The sequence below is a fragment of the Xanthomonas sp. SS genome (assembly GCF_014236835.1).
Classification (GTDB): domain Bacteria; phylum Pseudomonadota; class Gammaproteobacteria; order Xanthomonadales; family Xanthomonadaceae; genus Xanthomonas_A.
The window spans coordinates 287,858-303,447 of the sequence record NZ_CP051190.1; the positions used below are offsets into that span (position 1 = coordinate 287,858).

The following is a 15,590-nucleotide window of genomic DNA, read 5'->3' on the forward strand; positions in this document are numbered from 1 at the left end:
GGGTCTATAGATGCTGCCGTCAAACATGCTGATTCGTAATGATGATATATCGGGCATCGTCTCGCGACTTGGGGCGCGCGACATAGTGCTGTGGGTCCGCAAACCTTTGCTTTCGGATCATGAGCGCGACGAGTTGGCGCGGTTCGTAGGGCTGCCTTGGGCGATGGTCGTTTCAGAGGACTACGACGACGCTCTAGTCGCCGCGATTCAGAATGACGAGGGTGTGGATAATCCTCTGGTGCGGCGGCGCGGTTTCGTCCAAATAATCGAAAGCGACATTAGCAAGGTCGATCTCCCTACTAGATCACTGCCCTTGCTGTTCCTTGGCGGGAGCGCTCGCAAGGTGGCGACTCAAACGTTCGCAGATAAAATGCGGCGAATGGCGATGCTTGACTTTGTCAGGACGTCGGATGCCAGACATATCCTAGCCGTAGGTGGCGAAACGGCCGGTGTGCCGGAAGGCATCGGCGATATATGGGGGGCGTCGTTCCAGCCCTCATTAACGGTCGTTTCTCCCCTGGCCGATGCGGGTGAAGTGCTCAGTGGGGAGGTGAGTAAGTTTCGGAACATAACGCTTGTATCGTTGGGGTACGAGCACTTCATGGATGAAGTCATATCGCGATACAGCGAAGTGTTTCCTCCCGATCACGTTATGGTGCGATTGCGCGACAAGCGGGGTAATCCGCAAGTAGTGGATCTGACGCTTTGCGATGAACCTGAACGCCCCGTCCTTGAAGATTATAACCTGATTCAGGAGCGAGACCTTCGATCCATCATGCCGGACGAGCTCACCGGGGAGGCATTTGCCGACTTCTTTTCCGGTAAGGCCACACGGTGGGAGCCTTACGCAGCGGGTTTGCCGTGGTCGAGAGGCGAGACCGCCCGCCACGCGCTTAAGTCACTCCTGCACAAGCTGGATTCTCACGGCCCAGATGCCAACGTTATCGGCTACATCACATCTGAGCCTGGAGCCGGAGGAACAACTTTAGCGCACGCACTCGCTTGGGAGGCGGCAAGAGACGGATATCCTGTGCTTGTGGCCAAGTCGCTTCCTTTCGAAGTTAGTGCGCTGCCGCTTGTCCATTTCATGCATCGTGCTAAGGATGCGGCAGCGGAGTCATCTGTACTTCGAAGCGTCTCCGTCAATACGATTTCCGACCATGAGCTCTACGAGACGCCTTGGGTCATTGTATTTGACGTGATGCATTGGCAGCATCGCGCCTCTGAGCTTCTCAGTTTCTTTCAAGAGGTTAAGCGTTCCGGTCGGCCTACTCTAATTTTGGTGGTGGCAGATGTGCAACTGCCGCTCGCTTATCACAATCATTCTATCTTCAAGCCGGTTGCGAATGTGCTTCACCTACTTTCCAGTGACGCTGCAAGAGATCTCGGAAGGCACCTGAACAAGTTCCTCTCATCGCGGGGGTTGGCAAGATCCGAGGCTCAATGGACGGCGTTCTTTAACGCGCATGCGGTAGGTGGCGTTAATGACAGTGCATCTTTCTGGGTTGCACTGTCGTTCTGGGTCCGAGGCCAATACGATCTCAACGAGTCCTTGCAAGAGTGGATCTTCTCCAAATTCATATCGGGCTGCCCAGACGATGAGTTGAAGCTGGCGGTAATGGAGATTGCATCACTTAGCGCTGAGCGAGTTCCGATGCCGGAAGGGTTGCTACATCGGTCCTCTGGAAAATGGCCGACATCTGCACTTCTCGGGGATGCCCGTAGTGACTTGGCTGCCGTCGGGCTTATCTCAATGCATGGGCCAAATGGCCGGCATTGGGCGCTAGTTCACGACGTGCTCGGTACTTACTTGCTGAATGCGATCTTCTACGACGATGCGCTGTTGGGAAAGCTTTCGTTAACGCAAGCTACGAGTCCAGAACACCTGCGCCTCATTCTCCTTGGTCAAATCGCGGTAAATTTTGAGCTGGGCGAGCGTCGGTACCGTGCACTCGGGGAGGACTTCGCGACAACTTTCCTAAAAATTGACCCGGATCATGGTCACTTTAGCTTTGCGCCTTTCTGGCGCGAGGCTCTGTCAATCCTGAATAAGATGCCGAGCCCGTTGCGCGACTCGAGTCGAGTCTTCCGTCACCATACTGCGATTTCACGCCGCCGAATCGCGAAGTTGGGTGTATCGGCTGGCGTGGAAGCGAGCGAAAAGGTGGAGATTCTGCGTCAAGCTGTCACTGATCTGCTTTACGCAATCGATTTCATTGATCAGAATGACGACTCTGAGTCTGACCTCAATCTTCTAAACTCGCTTGCGAATGCATACTTCGACCTTGCGGCTGCGCAAGCTGAGCTAGGAGATTCAGGTGGCGCGGTGCACGACACGCGCAAGCTAGGATATGAATTTGCGGCTAGGGCACACGCGCTTAGTCCTGCTAATCCCTTCGTTATTGAAACTCATGTGAAGAGTCTCCTGGAACGTGCGGCCGAAGACGACGTTTCCGCACCGGCACTCTACGTTGAGGCTCTGAATGTCCTCTTTGCAGCCGCTGAGTCGAAGGACGTTCAGTACCGACGAGATCAGCTCGCAAAGATGGCGGATCAGGCATTGAATTCCCTACTTACCAAGCACGCAACTGCTTCCGCAGGACAGCCGGCAAGCGGTGCTCCGTCTGGTCCGGTAGACGTGCTAGTAGCTGCGTGGATATCACTTGCATCCACCTTCGAAGGCGTCTCGTTCTTTAACGTCGACGCAATCGATCCAGAAGAGCTGGATAAGGCGCTTGCCATTCTCGAAAATACTGCGGGAGCCGGGAACTCTCAAGTCATAAGGCTTACTTTTGACTTGGTTGTTCGACGGGAGCCGTTGAACTTTGACCGGCAGCTACAGCTCCTCAATGAGCTTATAGCGGTAGGTTATCGCCTGCCGGCACAACTGCAGCTTGACCGAGCCGTTCTCCTGTATCAAGTGGGGAGGGCAGCCCAAGGCGAGCGCGAGTTCAAAAACCTTCGGAACCTGTGGAGGACGACAGAACAATATGTCTCCGTTCCAGATCGTCTGCGTTGGTTGCTTACACACGATCGAAAGGAAAGGAGGGTGATCGACGCAGTGGCAGTTTCTGGCTACGGTGCGCGTGCGGTCGCGAAGATTGGGGAGTTCAATAATTCTCAGACGCCATATCGACCGGAAGAGCATGCGCTTCGGGATCCGAAGCCGGGACTACGGTTCAAAGCTTACGTTTCCTTTGGGAATAATGGGCCGTTTCTGCGTCCCCTTACAGCTCCCTGGACACACTTCTGAGAATGGATATTCCAGACCACGTCAAGCTCTATGCGCGCTCCGCAGGACTAAAGATAAGCGCCCGCACGGTCTTTGTCGAAGGGACGAGCGATGTCGAGTACTTCAAGATCGCCTCCCAACTTGAGCAGAAGTCCGGCGGGTCCCAACTTATAGGTGGTAACTTCTCGATCGTTGCCGCCGGAGAGCGGGATCGGGGCGGGGTGGATGGGCTGGTACAACAGCTGTTGGCATTTCGAACCATGGCTACGACCTACAGGGATAGAAGTGGCCGTCACGTGTACCGATTTCTTGGGTTGTTCGACAATGACTTTGCGGGACGAAGCGCGCTCAAGTTGGCAACTTCACGTAACGTCGGTATGCAAGAATTTGCCGATGTGTTCAACCTGTTTCCTGTAATGAATCCCGCAGTTGGCGACCCGGCTGCTGTCGGGAGAGCGATATGGAAGGAAAATGATGGCTTTAAGGGAATCGACTGGGAGATTGAAGATATGCTTTGTCCAAGTTTTCTTGATGAATACGAGAGATCTAATCCTCGTTTCCTGAGAAGTAAGAAGACGTCGCCCGGGGGGCATGTGCATCGCGAATGGACTCCCGACGGCAAGACGGAGCTACTGCGTTTTACACGCCGCAATGCAATGAGGCAGGATGTGGACAGAATCGTAGCGGCACTTGCTGGGCTCCGGTCCTACATCGGGGCAACGTGAGTGCCCGTGTGATCTTTCAGAACCGTCGGTTTGCGACGGCGTGGCTACCGCGCCCCCTGGTTCTCATTCGAAGGGAGCAGCGCCTCAGCGGCCTAAATCATCCAAGCGCTTTCCGACTCGACGCAGCACAAGTCTCAGCCACTGGTCTGACTGTTCATAGGGCGAGCCAAACAGGAACACTCTTATCCACCAAGCGTGCTGCTCTGGATGGATGTAGTTGACGTGGTTGAATCGCCCATGGCATTGCACACCGTCCTCAGCTCATGTCGTACTAGTGCGCGAATAGTCTGTACGCTCACTACCGAATGCACGAACTATGGGTGACGCACCTTTAGAATCAATGACGTGTAGGGTGGTCTGCCAAACGATGGAGCGCAAATGCGAGCATAGTTTGTGCATAAGCACCTCCGAAACGGCCCAACTATGGCTCTAACTGGTGTAAGAACTATGGGGAGATGGCTAGTTTCGAGGGTGCATGGCCCACACGGTCCGCGCTGCTACCGGATCACAAGTCGCTGAATTCCCGTGACGCCAAACCGCAATCGACTCGTTGCCGACGGAATTGGTCGTTGGCTTTTCTTCGCGCCTACCGTGGCGGGCCGCGTCCGTTTGCTCGTTCAGCGCGCTCCCAACAGTGGCGCGCGCGGTGCGCTTACCAAGCGATCAGCGGCGAGCGATGCAACCATGCATCGGAGGCCACCTGATTCAGGACGAACGTGGCGACATCCGACCGCGCGATGGTGCCGCCGTGGAAGCCGGTGAGATCGGTGAGCGCGCGGACATCGCCGCGGGCAGGCTTGTCGTTGAGAACGGAGGGACGCACCAGCACCCAGTCGAGGCCGCTGTCGCGGATCAGGGCTTCCTGCCGGTTCTTGTCGGCATATACCTTGCGCAGGAGCAGTGGAAAGATCAGCTTGTCGAAGAGAAAGCCGCCGTGTCCCGCGCTGTCGCCGGCCCCCATGCCGGTAATGCCGACCAGGCGTGCGACCTGCTCCGCCTGCATCGCGCTCACCAGCGCCCGCGTCGCGGTGGAGAGCAGGGTGACTTCGCGGCGCGGGCTGGCCGGCGTGCCCAGTGCGCTGATGACGGCGTCGCGGCCGCGCAGCGCCTGGCGCAGGACCTGCTCGTCGCGTGCGTCTCCCACGATGAGTTCGGCCCCGCCGAGATGACGCGCGCGGTCGGGCGAACGTACCAGCGCCGCGACGTCGTACCCTCTGGCCACTGCCTGGCCGACGATGAGCCGGCCAGTGCCGCCGGTCGCGCCCAGGACCAAAATCTTCGGTCGGTCAGGCGCGATAGTGTCGCTGTCGTGCTGTTGCATATCGATTTCCTCGAGGCAAGGGGCGCCTGTTGCAGGTCGCCCAGGATGGGGTATGACTTTTCGACCAGGCATCGCTCCTGGCCGAACCGTTGCCAGTTCGTCAAACGGGACCGAGCGTTGGGGGGCGTCGGCGTGGCGTTCCATACCGCTGCCCGCATGGAACAGCTCCGCGCGGACAGGGAATGGAGGCGGATGCTTGTTCAGAGCCGGCCGTCCGCGAGCAGTTCGCGGGTGCGTTTCAGCGTCGAGTGCAGCGCCGCCTTATAGCCCTTGTCGCTGTCGAACTGCGCCTGCTCGGCCTGCTCCTCGGGGCCGCCCGGCTGCTTGCCGCGCAGGCCGAGATAGCAGTAGAAGCACAGCTGCAGCACTCCGGCCGCGTCTTCGAACAGCACGTTGACGATCGCGCCTTCGCGCGGGCCGGTGGCCTGGAAGAAGGTGATCTTGCTTTCCGGTTCGAGGGCGATGATCTCGCGCAGGTCGGTGCCGGCGATCGTGGCTTCGCGCACGAAGTGCGTCGCGCTTTCCTCGACGACATCGCAGCGGGTGCATAGGCCTTCGGGCAGAAACAGGCGGGCGTCGCGGGCCTTGAGCAGCAGGCCCTGCCAGGCCTGCGCGCGGGTCAGCGGGAGTTCGCCGGGAGGGTTCACGGCGACGGTGGCGGTCGAATAGATCATGGTGGCGTCCTGGTGGTGTAGGTGCGCAAGCGCTGCGTATCAGGAGGAGGTCGCGACCCGGGTGGCGAACTCGCGATAGGAGTGGAGCGGACGACCCAGCAGCGTGGTCAGGCGTTCGACGTCGCCGGCGGCGGGGATCATGCCGTCGCTGATGAAGCGCTCGCTCATCAGGCGCATGTCGAAGGCCATCCAGCTCGGCATGAACTGGCGCAGGTTCTGCTCGAATGCGGCGGTGTCCTCGCCCGGATAGGAGATCTGGCGGCCCAGCGCCTCGCTCCAGATCGCGGCGATGGCGGTGCCGGTCAGGGTCTCGGGGCCGACCAGGTTGATGCGCTCCAGCGCCAGCGGCACGGCCGACTGCTCGCGGCGCAGCAGTTCGATGGCCGCGACCTCGCCGATGTCGCGGGTATCGACCATCGCCAGGCCCTTGCTGCCGATCGGCATCGGGTAGATGCCGTAGCCGCTCACCACGTCCTTGATCGTGAGGTCGTTGTCGATGAAGTAGGCCGGACGCAGGATGGTGGCGTTCAGGCCCATCTGCTCGATCATGCGTTCCACGCCGTACTTGCCGGCGAAGTGCGGCACGTTGACGTACAGGTCGCTGTGGATCACCGACAGATAGACGAACCGCTCGATCCCGGCCTGGCGCGCGACGTTCAGTGCGATCAGGGCCTGCGTGTACTCGTCGGCGACCACGGCGTTGAGCAGAAACAGCGTGGAGACGCCGGAGAAGGCGCCGCGCAGCGAGTCGACATCGAGCAGATCGCCCTGGACGACCTCGACGCCTGCCGGCAGGTTGGCCTTGGCCGCGTCGCGGACCAGCGCGCGGACATCGGCGCCGCGCTTGACGAGTTGTTCGACGACCTGACGGCCGACATTGCCGGTGGCACCGGTTACGAGAATGGTCATGGTGATTTCCTTGGTTGGGGTTTGGTCTGGGTGTGGGCAAACAATAAGAGGTTCCATATTCAAAACACAGACTCTAAAATGTGGACGCCTCGTATCAAATTTGAGACGCAATGGACCTGAATGCCCTGGAAGATTTCCAACTGGTGGCCGTGCATGGCGGCTTCGGCAGAGCCAGCCGCGCCAGTGGCCGGTCCAAGGCGACCTTGTCGCGCCGGGTCGCCGATCTCGAGGACTCGCTGGGCATACGGCTCATCGAGCGAGGCGAGCGCAGCCTGGGCCTGACCGAAGCCGGCCAGATCCTGCTGGCCAGACTCGAGGGGCCGATGCGCGAGGTGGCCGACGCGATCGCGGCGGCGCGGGACGGGCTGGCGACCCCGCGGGGCCGGCTGCGTGTCGCCGCGCCGCTGCTGTTCTCGCAAGTGGCGCTGGGACGGCTTGCCGCCGCGTTCCAGGCGCTCTATCCGCAAGTGCAGATAGAAGCCGTTTCCGAGGACCGTGTCGCCGACCTCGTCGAGGAGCATTTCGACGTCGCCATCCGCATCAATCCGCGCAAGGACAGCGTGCTGGTCGGCAGGTGTTTCGCCAAGGACCGCTTGCTGCTTGCGGCGGCTCCTGCCATCGAGAGGCCAAAAGGGCGGAAAGGCGAGACGCCGCGCGTCCCGGCCGTGGTGACGCCGTCCTATCGCGACGGCGAGCTGTGGTCCGTGCAGGGCGGCCAACTCGTCGTCGAACCACAGCCCGTGCTGCGGCTGTCCTCGCTGCTGACGGTCCGCGATGCCGTTACCGCCGGCGCGGGCGCGGCCATGCTGCCGCAGTCGCTGATCGGGCATCTTCTGGACAAGGGCGAACTGGTCGCGTGGGGCGCGGCCGGCGACGAGGTCGAACTGTGGGTGCTGCATACCTCGCGGCGCCTGCAGAGCCCTAAGGTCCGGGCGTTCGTCGAGTTCATCTGCGGCTGCTACCCGAGTGGCGTGTTCTTCGTCGACGCATGACCTTGGCCGGGCGGCGCACGGCATACGGATGCGCGGACCGTGTGCCTGCCCTCGGCTGCCAGCATCGCCACGCATCGCCTGGAGCGATCCGCTAACGGCCGACCGTGCAGGGGACGCTGCGGCTTGCGAGATGACCCAAGGAGATTCGGCACGGCCGCATCGCCGCGTGCCACGTCACGGATGCAGCGCCAGGCGCTTGGTGGCTTTTTCCACGGCCTTCTTCGGCCCGCGCAACCCGATCCCCACGAGGTTCAGATCGCCCGGGTCTTCCGCGGCGAAGGCCTGGCGATTGGCGTCGTCGTGCCCGGTCGCGAACATGGCGAACACATAGGGCAGCACGGTGATCTCACGTTCCAGTCCCACGCGGTGTGCGGCCTGGAGCCCGGCGAGATCGGCCTCGAACACCAGCATCGGCTGCCCGAGCATGTTGCCGTAGCGGTGGCCGTTCGCATCGACGTAGGGTTCCCCATGGCGTCGGGGGCGGCCGCTGCGATGCCGGTCGCGAGGAAGGCAACGACATTCAACCGCTGCCAGGTCGCCAGGTCGTTGCGGACGATGAGAGCCACTTTGGTGTCGAACATGGGGGAACTCCGTTCTCGCTGGACTGTGGCCATGATCGGAGCCGCCCAGGATTCAATCTAGAACGCCTGTGCACTGCCGCTGGTAGGCGGCCGGGGTGAGCCGGTAGGCGCGCTTGAACCAGCGGCCCAGATGGCTTTGATCGGCAAAGCCGACCTTGAGCGCCACGTCCGCCGGTTCCTGTCCAGTGGCCAGCAGGGCGCGCGCGACGCGCAACCGCAAGCGGATCAGGTAAGCGTGCGGCGACAGGCCGAACGTTCGCTGGAATTGCCGGGTGAGGCGGAACCGGTCCATGTCGGCGTAGCCGGCAAGTTCATCCAGGCCGACGTCGCGTTCCATCTGCGCGTGCAGGAAATCCCTGGCCCGCGCCATCCTTGCCGCCGAATCGCGCGCGGGCTGCGCATCCGCAGACAGATGCGAGGACAGCAGCCGCATCATGCGATCCAGGCTCTGGTCCCGCGCCAGGCGGCCTTCGCCGTGATGCACGGCGAGGAACGCCTGCCGTATCGCCGCGCTCAGCACGGCGTCGCCGGTCAAGGTGCTCCGGAACGCCGGTTGAATCGCGGAGATGTCCCACTGGCCGAGCCGCTGCAGCATCTCCGCCACCCAGGACTGGGGGAGGTAGAGCATCGCGTAGGTGAAGCCGTCCTCCTCGGGCGCATGCCCGTCGTGGACCGCCCCGGGCTCGATGAGGATGGCGCGCCCGGGCGTACTGGTATGCAGCGATCGATGGCAGTGGAACCGCTGCACTCCCTGCAGGGTGACGCCGACCAGTACCTCGTCATGATCGTGGGGATCGTAGGCGTGTCCGCGGAAATGCGCGTGCACGCTCTCGATCCCGGTTTCCCGATCGCGGCGAATCCTGACCCAATCGTCGGCGGTGGTCGTTTTTCGGGAGCTGGATGTCATAACGCTACCCTGCAAGAGCGCAGCGGCAGCTCGCTCGGATCGACTCAGGCGATGTCCCTGACGACCGAGTGTAAGAACGAAGCGTTGCCGACTTCAACCGCAAGCAGGGAGGCCCGCGATCCGGCCCGAAGGACCTGTCGCCATCGACCGGCGCCCTGCCGCGCGTTCAATCCGCGCCGGGGAAACCCAACTGCCGCCATGCTTCGAACACCACCACCGCCACCGCGTTGGACAGGTTGAGGCTGCGGTTGTGCGGGCGCATCGGCAGGCGCAGGCGTTGCGCGGGCGGAACCTGTTCCAGCACCTCGGCAGGCAGGCCGCGGGTCTCCGGGCCGAACAGGAACGCATCGCCGTCGGCGAAGGCGGGCGCATCGTAGCGGGTGTCGCTGCGGGTACTCAGGGCGAACAGGCGGCGCGGGGCGATGCTCTGCAACGCGGCGTCCAGCGAAGCGTGGACCTGCAGGCGTGCGTACTCGTGGTAATCCAGGCCGGCGCGTTTGAGCTGCTTGTCCTCGAGGTCGAAGCCGAGCGGCTCGATCAGGTGCAGCTGCGCGCCGGTATTCGCGCAAAGGCGGATGGCATTGCCCGTGTTGGGCGGTATTTCGGGTTGGAACAGCAGGACATGCAGCGTGGGCGTGGCGGTCATCGGCGCAGTTTACGCGCCGGCTCCGGCCTGCGCCGGCGAAGCGTCGCCGGCTCAGCGCGCCAGGCTGGTGGTCAGGTCCTGGCCCAGGTTCTGCAGGCTCGGCTGCAGCTGCAGCATCGCGCTGTCCAGGGCGCCGCTGACCACGCTGCCGATCGCGAAGACGCTCTGGGTGTCGGCGCTCGGACGCACCTGCACTGCGGTCAGGGTAACAACGCGCGGGCTCGTGGCCTGCTCGGTAGCGCGCTGGGCGATCTGCTCGGCGGACGGACGCACCTGCACCGACGCCAGCGTGGCGATGCGGCTGGACAGCTCGGCGTCGCGCTGCGCCAGCTGCTCGGCGGAGGGACGCACCTGCACCGCGGTCAGGGTGGCGATGCCGCTGTTGCGCTCGAAGGTGCGCTGGGCGATCTGCTCGGCGGAGGGGCGGACCTGCACGCTGTCCAGGGTGGCGGTCGGTGCGGCGATGGCCGGCGCGGCGAGCAGGGCGGCGATGGCGAAGGTCAGGGCGAAGGAAGCGGTTTTCATGGCGGGCCTCGTTGGTGTTGTTGAGCAGTGGTGTGGTAGTAAGGTAGAACACCTAATCAGAGTGTGCAAGAACTTTCTTCTGTTTTTTCTAGTTATTAAGCTTTCATTCATTATTTGATTTGGCGGTGTTTGTTGCGCCCCAGATACAAAGCAGATCCTGTGCCAACTTCAAAGCATTGTTATTCAAGGTTTTTTTATGGAGCTGTGTGTCCGCAGGCGGACACACGGTCGCTTGCGTACGTCCGTCTTCGGCCTGCCGGTCACCTCTCCGGCAGTGGCGCCAGCCCATCGCGTTCAGGATTGGAGGCGCCAGCCATGGTCGGGAACGGGCCGAAAGGCATACGCGGGCGCGGCGGCGGCCCGTTACGATCGAGGCCTGGCTGTCCTTCCATTCATTACTCAAAAGGAACTTGCATGACCGTGTCGATCCGCCCCCGTGGGGCGCTGCTGGCCATCGCCCTGTCCACCGCGCTCGGCGCGCTGAGCTACGCGCCCCCGTCCAGTGCGGCCAGGCAGCCGGCTGCGGCGAAAGTGGACATCGCGTTCGAGCAGTTCACCCTGCCCAATGGCCTGCGCGTGGTGGTGCATACCGATCGCAAGGCGCCGATCGTGGCGGTCAATCTCTGGTACCACGTCGGCGCCAAGGACGAGCCGGCCGGGCGCACCGGTTTCGCGCACCTGTTCGAACACCTGATGTTCCAGGGCAGCGAGAACCACAGCGGCGAATTCTTCGAACCGTTCAAGCAGGTCGGCGCCACCGACCAGAACGGCACTACCAACAGCGACCGCACCAACTATTTCGAGAACGTGCCGACCACCGCGCTGGACATGGCGCTGTGGATGGAGTCCGACCGCATGGGCCACCTCGTCGGCGCCATCGACCAGGCCGCGCTCGACGAACAGCGCGGCGTGGTCCAGAACGAGAAGCGGCAGGGCGAGAACCAGCCCTACGGCCAGGCCTGGGACAAGCTGAGCCGCGCGCTGTACCCGAAGGGCCACCCGTACCACCACAGCGTGATCGGCTCGATGAACGACCTCAACGCCGCCTCGCTGGCCGACGTGAAGCAGTGGTTCCGCACCTGGTACGGGCCGAACAACGCGGTGCTGGTGCTGGCCGGCGACATCGACGTGGCCACCGCGAAAGAGAAGGTCGCCCGCTACTTCGGCGATATCCCGGCCGGGCCGAGCATGGCGCAGCCGCAGGTCGACGTGGCCCAGCACACCCAGTCCACCCGCGAGACGATGACCGACAAGGTGCCGCAGGCGCGCATCTACCGCGTCTGGAACGTGGCCCAGACCGGCACCGAGGACATCGACCGCCTGCAACTGCTGGCGCAGGTGCTGGGTGGCGCCAAGTCGTCGCGGCTGGACCGGCGCCTGGTGCACGAGGACAAGCTGGTCGACCAGATCAGCGCCGGCGCCTGGCCGTCGCAGCTGGGCTCGAGCTTCGGCATCATCGCCACGGTGAAGCAGGGCGTGGATCCGGCCAAGGTCGAGGCGGTGATCGACGAGGAACTGCGCAAGCTGCTCGACAAGGGGCCGGACAAGGACGAGCTGCTGCGCGCCAAGACCGCGTTCCGCGCCGGCTTCGTGCGCGGCATCGAGCGCATCGGCGGGTTCGGCGGCAAGGCCGATGCGCTGGCCGAGTGCACGGTGTTCACCGGCGATCCGGGCTGCTTCCGCACCTCGCTGGCCATGATCGAGTCCACCCGCGCGCGCGATCTGAAGGCGGTGGGCCGCAAGTGGCTGGGCAAGGGCGACCACACCCTGGTGGTGGAACCGGGCGAGCGCGTGGCGCTGGCCGAAGAGCCGGCGGTGCAGCCGGCGCCGCTGAATCCGCCGCCGGTCGATCCGAAGTACCGCGCGCTGCCCAGCGTCGTCGATCGCAGCGCCGGCCCGCCCAAGACCACCCAGTTCCCGCAGCTGAAGTTCCCGGCGCTGCAGCGCGCCACGCTGAAGAACGGCACCCGGTTGATCCTGGCCGAGCGCCACGACGTGCCGGTGGTGCAGTTCAGCTACGAATTCCCGGGCGGCTTCAGTGCCGACCAGGGGCGCAAGTCGGGCACCGCCAACTTCACCATGGGCATGCTCGACGAAGGCGCCGGCACCTACGACTCGTTGGGCTTCGCCGATGCCGCCGACACGCTGGGCGCCACGCTCAGCGCCGGCGCCTCGCTGGACGGCAGCAGCGCCTACTTGTCCGCATTGAAAGAGAACCTGGCGCCGTCGCTGGCGCTGTACGCCGACATGCTGCGGCGCCCGCGCTTCGAGCAGAAGGAGATCGAGCGGATCAAGGCGAGCTGGATCGCCGGCATCCGCCAGGAGAAGGCGCAGCCCAACGCGGTGGCGATGCGGGTGCTGCCGCCGCTGCTGTACGGCGCCGGCCATCCGTATGCGATCCCGTTCAGCGGCAGCGGCACCGAGCCAGCGATCGAGGCGCTGGAGCGCACCGACCTGGTGGACTTCCAGCGCGACTGGATCCGTCCCGAACAAGCCACCCTGATCGTGGTCGGCGACACCACCCTGGCCGAGGTGGTGCCGCTGCTGGACGCGCAGTTCGGCGACTGGAAGGGCGAGGGCCCGGCGCCATCGCTGCAGGCGCCGGCGGCGGTGCCGCGTCCGAGCAAGCCGCGGGTGTACCTGATCGACCAGCCCGGCGCGGTGCAGGCCAACCTGTTCGCCGCCGAACTGGTGCCGCCGACCACCGATGCGTCCTCGATCCGGTTCGACACCGCCAACGGCGTGCTCGGTGGCGATTTCACCTCGCGGCTGAACATGAACCTGCGCGAGAACAAGCACTGGTCGTACGGCGCGCGCAGTTCGGCCTCCAACACCCTGGGCCAGCGCCCGTGGTCGGCCGCCGCGCCGGTGCAGATCGACAAGACCGCACCGGCGCTGCAGGAGATGCAGAAGGAGATCAGCGCCTTCGCCAGCGGCAAGCTGCCGCCGACGGCGGACGAAGTGGCGCGGATCCGCAACATCCAGACCCTGAGCCTGCCTGGCGCCTACGAGACCGCCAGTTCGGTGCTCGGTGCGATCGGCGGCATCGTCCGCTACGGGCGCCCCGACGACTACGTGTTCAAGCGCAAGGCCGAGATCGAGGCGATGACCCCGGCGCAGGTGGCGCAGGCCGCCGCGACCCTGGACGCGAACGCGCTGACCTGGGTGGTGGTGGGCGACCTGAAGCAGATCGAGCGCCCGGTGCGCGCGCTGAAGCTGGGCGAAGTGACGGTGATCGACGCCGACGGCAAGCCGCAGGGCGCGGCCGCGCCGGTGGCGCCCAAGCGCTGAGGCGGTGGCCTGTGGGGCGGGGTGAGGATATGGGTGGAGCCTTGTGCGCCCAGCTCCGCGAGACACTTCGCGCCGGACCCTCACCCCAACCCCTCTCCCGATGGGAGAGGGGCTACGGCTGTTCCCTTCTCCCGTCGGGAGAAGGTGCCCCACAGGGGCGGATGAGGGTACGGACGAAGCCTCGCACGAATCGGCTTTCATGCTGGGCAGCCACCAAATCCGCCAGCGTCATTGCCAATTCAGCAATCTGCGGCACAATCCGGGTTCTCTCAGTCTGCGGTCCCTCTCCATGCGCCTACCGATCGCGTTGCTCCTGCTCGCCAGTCTCGCTGCCTGCACCTGGGTGCCGATGGCGCCGGAAGGCAAGACCGTGCGCGTGCTGCCGCCAGGGCAGGCGCCGGCCGGCTGCGAGAAGCGGGGCGAGGTGGTGGTGTCGGTGAAGAGCAACGTGGGCTTCTACCAGCGCAACCCGCTGCGGGTGCGCGAGGAACTGGAGACCCTGGCGCGCAACGAGGCCCCCGGCGTCGGCGCGAATACCGTGCAGGCGATGGGCGAACCGGTCGACGGCGACCAGCGCTACGCCGCTTATCAGTGCAGTGTTCGCTGAACGGGTTAAGCCATACGCTCTGTTCCAGTTTGTTAAAGATGCGGTAAAACCGGGCAGCCGCTAGAATTGGCGCCCCTTCGCCTTATCCCGGCGTACATCTCGATGCTCTTCAACAATGTCTCCATCGCGGGACTGGCGCATATCGATGCGCCGCACACGCTGACTTCCAAGCAGATCAACGAACGCCTGCAGCCGACCTATGATCGCCTCGGCATCCGCACCGACGTGCTCGGCGACGTCGCCGGCATCCACGCGCGGCGCATGTGGGATGCGGACATGCAGGCATCCGATGCAGCCACCCTGGCGGCCCGCAAGGCGATGACCGACGCCGGCATCACCGCCGGCCAGGTCGGGTTGCTGGTCAATACCTCGGTCAGCCGCGACTACCTGGAACCGTCCACCGCCAGCATCGTCTCCGGCAACCTGGGCGTAGGCGAGGAATGCGTGACCTTCGACGTCGCCAATGCCTGCCTGGCCTTCATCAACGGCATGGACATCGCGGCGCGGATGATCGAGCGCGGCGAAGTCGACTATGCGCTGGTGGTGGATGGCGAGACCGCCAACCTGGTGTACGAGAAGACCCTGGAGCGGATGACCTCCCCGGACGTGACCGCACAGGAATTCCGCGACGAGCTGGCCGCGCTGACCCTGGGCTGCGGCGCCGCGGCGATGGTGATGGCGCGCGCCGAGCTGGTTCCCGACGCCCCGCGCTACCGCGGCGGCGTGACCCGCTCGGCCACCGAGTGGAACACGCTGTGCCGGGGCAACCTGGACCGCATGGTCACCGATACCCGCATGCTGCTGATCGAGGGCCTCAAGCTGGCGCAGAAGACCTTCGTCGCCGCCATGCAGGCGCTGGGCTGGGCGGTGGACGAGCTGGACCAGTTCGTGATCCACCAGGTCAGCCTGCCGCACACCCAGGCCTTCATCAAGAACTTCGGCATCGACCCGAAGAAGGTGATGACCATCTTCGGCGAGCACGGCAACATCGGCCCGGCCAGCGTGCCGATCGTGCTGAGCAAGCTGCGCGAACTGGGACGCCTGAAAAAGGGCGACCGGATCGCGCTGATGGGCATCGGTTCGGGCCTGAACTGCTCGATGGCCGAGGTGGTTTGGTAGGCGGAAGGCGTTTGTTGTGGGGCTCCATTGCGCCGAATAGGCCAATAATTTTCCTTGTCCG

Annotated in this window: 12 protein-coding genes and 1 pseudogene; 6 read left to right on the plus strand and 7 right to left on the minus strand. The window is 63.8% G+C overall.

Going from position 1 to position 15,590, the window contains the following annotated elements; genetic code table 11:
* Positions 1 to 10 precede the first annotated feature (10 nt).
* Positions 11 to 3,253, plus strand: coding sequence for a P-loop NTPase family protein (locus HEP74_RS01295; RefSeq protein ID WP_185814849.1), 3,243 nt, complete (start codon positions 11 to 13; stop codon positions 3,251 to 3,253).
* A gap of 2 nt (positions 3,254 to 3,255) precedes the next feature.
* Positions 3,256 to 3,957 (plus strand): hypothetical protein, encoded by a 702-nt coding sequence (locus HEP74_RS01300; protein WP_185814850.1) that lies wholly within the window; start codon positions 3,256 to 3,258, stop codon positions 3,955 to 3,957.
* Positions 3,958 to 4,609: 652 nt separating this feature from the next.
* Here the strand turns inward: HEP74_RS01300 and HEP74_RS01305 are convergent.
* The 3 genes from HEP74_RS01305 to HEP74_RS01315 form a co-directional block, all read right to left on the minus strand.
* Complete coding sequence (locus tag HEP74_RS01305; protein ID WP_185814851.1) at positions 4,610 to 5,278, minus strand: NAD(P)-dependent oxidoreductase; 669 nt, start codon at positions 5,276 to 5,278, stop codon at positions 4,610 to 4,612.
* 200 nt (positions 5,279 to 5,478) lie between these two features.
* On the minus strand, positions 5,479 to 5,952 hold the full coding sequence (locus HEP74_RS01310; RefSeq protein ID WP_185814852.1) for an AtaL-like protein: 474 nt from the start codon (positions 5,950 to 5,952) through the stop codon (positions 5,479 to 5,481).
* Positions 5,953 to 5,991: 39 nt separating this feature from the next.
* Positions 5,992 to 6,861 carry an SDR family oxidoreductase gene (locus HEP74_RS01315; RefSeq protein ID WP_185814853.1) on the minus strand — a complete coding sequence of 290 codons (870 nt, stop codon included), beginning with the start codon at positions 6,859 to 6,861 and terminating at the stop codon, positions 5,992 to 5,994.
* Between the two features lie 110 nt (positions 6,862 to 6,971).
* On the opposite strand from HEP74_RS01315, the gene HEP74_RS01320 reads away from it, so the two are divergent.
* The gene (locus HEP74_RS01320; RefSeq protein WP_185814854.1) at positions 6,972 to 7,853 is read left to right on the plus strand and encodes a LysR family transcriptional regulator; all 882 of its coding nucleotides are present in this window, start codon (positions 6,972 to 6,974) and stop codon (positions 7,851 to 7,853) included.
* Between the two features lie 174 nt (positions 7,854 to 8,027).
* Here the strand turns inward: HEP74_RS01320 and HEP74_RS22065 are convergent.
* The 4 genes and pseudogenes from HEP74_RS22065 to HEP74_RS01340 form a co-directional block, all read right to left on the minus strand.
* Positions 8,028 to 8,467 (minus strand): annotated as a pseudogene (locus HEP74_RS22065) (PTH2-like family protein).
* A 19-nt stretch (positions 8,468 to 8,486) separates the two neighbouring features.
* On the minus strand, positions 8,487 to 9,341 hold the full coding sequence (locus HEP74_RS01330) for an AraC family transcriptional regulator (RefSeq protein ID WP_185814855.1): 855 nt from the start codon (positions 9,339 to 9,341) through the stop codon (positions 8,487 to 8,489).
* Positions 9,342 to 9,507: 166 nt separating this feature from the next.
* On the minus strand, positions 9,508 to 9,987 hold the full coding sequence (locus tag HEP74_RS01335) for a tRNA (cytidine(34)-2'-O)-methyltransferase (RefSeq protein WP_179571124.1): 480 nt from the start codon (positions 9,985 to 9,987) through the stop codon (positions 9,508 to 9,510).
* Positions 9,988 to 10,038: 51 nt separating this feature from the next.
* On the minus strand, positions 10,039 to 10,512 hold the full coding sequence (locus HEP74_RS01340; protein WP_185814856.1) for a hypothetical protein: 474 nt from the start codon (positions 10,510 to 10,512) through the stop codon (positions 10,039 to 10,041).
* 414 nt (positions 10,513 to 10,926) lie between these two features.
* Here HEP74_RS01340 and HEP74_RS01345 point away from each other — a divergent pair, with 414 nt between their 5' ends.
* From HEP74_RS01345 to HEP74_RS01355, 3 genes are all read left to right on the plus strand, one after another.
* Positions 10,927 to 13,803, plus strand: coding sequence for a M16 family metallopeptidase (locus tag HEP74_RS01345; protein WP_185814857.1), 2,877 nt, complete (start codon positions 10,927 to 10,929; stop codon positions 13,801 to 13,803).
* Positions 13,804 to 14,092: 289 nt separating this feature from the next.
* Positions 14,093 to 14,410, plus strand: coding sequence for a DUF4156 domain-containing protein (locus HEP74_RS01350; protein ID WP_185814858.1), 318 nt, complete (start codon positions 14,093 to 14,095; stop codon positions 14,408 to 14,410).
* 102 nt (positions 14,411 to 14,512) lie between these two features.
* Entirely contained in the window at positions 14,513 to 15,529 is a 1,017-nt protein-coding gene (locus HEP74_RS01355) for a 3-oxoacyl-ACP synthase III (RefSeq protein WP_053835032.1), read from the plus strand.
* Positions 15,530 to 15,590: the final 61 nt, after the last annotated feature.

What these genes read in the sequence shown, in the direction of transcription:
- HEP74_RS01315 (WP_185814853.1), bottom strand. Translation starts at nt 6,861, where the DNA reads ATGACCATTCTCGTAACCGGTGCCACCGGCAATGTCGGCCGTCAGGTC.
- HEP74_RS01350 (WP_185814858.1), top strand. Translation starts at nt 14,093, where the DNA reads ATGCGCCTACCGATCGCGTTGCTCCTGCTCGCCAGTCTCGCTGCCTGC.
- HEP74_RS01320 (WP_185814854.1), top strand. Translation starts at nt 6,972, where the DNA reads ATGGACCTGAATGCCCTGGAAGATTTCCAACTGGTGGCCGTGCATGGC.
- HEP74_RS01355 (WP_053835032.1), top strand. Translation starts at nt 14,513, where the DNA reads ATGCTCTTCAACAATGTCTCCATCGCGGGACTGGCGCATATCGATGCG.
- HEP74_RS01300 (WP_185814850.1), top strand. Translation starts at nt 3,256, where the DNA reads ATGGATATTCCAGACCACGTCAAGCTCTATGCGCGCTCCGCAGGACTA.
- HEP74_RS01305 (WP_185814851.1), bottom strand. Translation starts at nt 5,278, where the DNA reads ATGCAACAGCACGACAGCGACACTATCGCGCCTGACCGACCGAAGATT.
- HEP74_RS01335 (WP_179571124.1), bottom strand. Translation starts at nt 9,987, where the DNA reads ATGACCGCCACGCCCACGCTGCATGTCCTGCTGTTCCAACCCGAAATA.
- HEP74_RS01310 (WP_185814852.1), bottom strand. Translation starts at nt 5,952, where the DNA reads ATGATCTATTCGACCGCCACCGTCGCCGTGAACCCTCCCGGCGAACTC.
- HEP74_RS01345 (WP_185814857.1), top strand. Translation starts at nt 10,927, where the DNA reads ATGACCGTGTCGATCCGCCCCCGTGGGGCGCTGCTGGCCATCGCCCTG.
- HEP74_RS01340 (WP_185814856.1), bottom strand. Translation starts at nt 10,512, where the DNA reads ATGAAAACCGCTTCCTTCGCCCTGACCTTCGCCATCGCCGCCCTGCTC.
- HEP74_RS01330 (WP_185814855.1), bottom strand. Translation starts at nt 9,341, where the DNA reads ATGACATCCAGCTCCCGAAAAACGACCACCGCCGACGATTGGGTCAGG.
- HEP74_RS01295 (WP_185814849.1), top strand. Translation starts at nt 11, where the DNA reads ATGCTGCCGTCAAACATGCTGATTCGTAATGATGATATATCGGGCATC.